Annotated in this window: 1 protein-coding gene; it reads left to right on the forward strand. The window is 68.4% G+C overall.

The features are described 5' to 3' along the window. Positions 1-43 precede the first annotated feature (43 nt). Positions 44-1,150, forward strand: a 1,107-nt coding sequence (locus G3N99_RS40425) for a HAMP domain-containing histidine kinase (protein WP_206125218.1), incomplete at its 3' end; no start/stop codon positions are given.

Below are 1,150 nucleotides of genomic sequence, written 5' to 3' on the forward strand. Positions count from 1 at the left end.
TCCCCGCTAGAGGCGCCGCCCGCTAAACGGGTAAACTGCTCGGATGCAACGAATCACCACCACCGGGCGCGTCAACCTCAGTCACCTGTTCTGGCTCCGCAATCTCGCGATCATCGGCCAGCTGGTGACGATCGGCGTCGTGCAGACCTATTTCGGCGTGCATCTGCCGTTGCCGGCGATGCTGATGGTCATCGCGCTCGAAATCGTTTTCAACGCGCTGACCTGGGTGCGCGTGTTGCGCGCGCGGCCCGAGACCAATTTCGAGCTGCTCGGCCAGCTGTGGGTCGACCTCGGCGCGCTGTCCGCGCTGCTGTTCCTGTCGGGCGGTACGACCAATCCGTTCGTGTCGCTGTACCTGCCGTCGCTCGCGATTGCGGCTGCCGTGCTGCCGTGGCACCTGATGATCTGGCTCGCGGCGTTCGCGGTCGCGTGCTACGCGGCGCTCGGTTTCGATTCCGTGCCGCTCAACATGGACAATCCCGCGAACCTTTTCGACTACTACCGTACCGGAATGTGGGCGAACTTCATGGTCAGCGTCGGGCTGATCGCGTGGTTCGTCGCGCGCATGTCGAAGGCGCTGCGCCAGCGCGATTCGGCACTCGGCGAAGCGCAGCAGCACCTGCTGCGCGACGAGCGGGCAGTTGCGCTCGGCGTGCAGGCCGCCACCGTCGCGCACGAGATGGGCACGCCGCTGTCGACGATCGCGATGCTCGCCGAGGAGCTGCGCGACGCCGCACGCGACGATCCGGGGCTGGCCCGCTACGAGGCCGACCTGAAGGTGCTCGAGGAACAGATGACGCTCTGCACGTCGGCGCTCGCGCGCCTGCGCAGCCGTGCGAGCGCGCCTGCGAGCCGCCAGCCGGTGGACGACTGGCTCGACACGTTCGTCGAGCACTGGCGCCTGCGGCATCCGCACGTCCAGTTCGAATCGCTCGGCGCGCGCCCGGCGGGCGTCGCGCTCGACGATACGGTCGCGGCCGGCCAGATCCTGACGATCCTGCTCGACAACGCCGCGCGCGCGAGCCCGCAGCGCGTGACGCTGGCCGCGAAGGTCGCGCACGCCGGCACGGCCGACGAGATCGAATTCGAGGTATGCGACGACGGGCCCGGCATTCCGGCCTCGTTGCGGGAATCGCTCGGCGCGATGCAA

Source organism: Burkholderia sp. Ac-20392, assembly GCF_017104585.1.
GTDB classification, from domain to species: domain Bacteria; phylum Pseudomonadota; class Gammaproteobacteria; order Burkholderiales; family Burkholderiaceae; genus Burkholderia; species Burkholderia lata.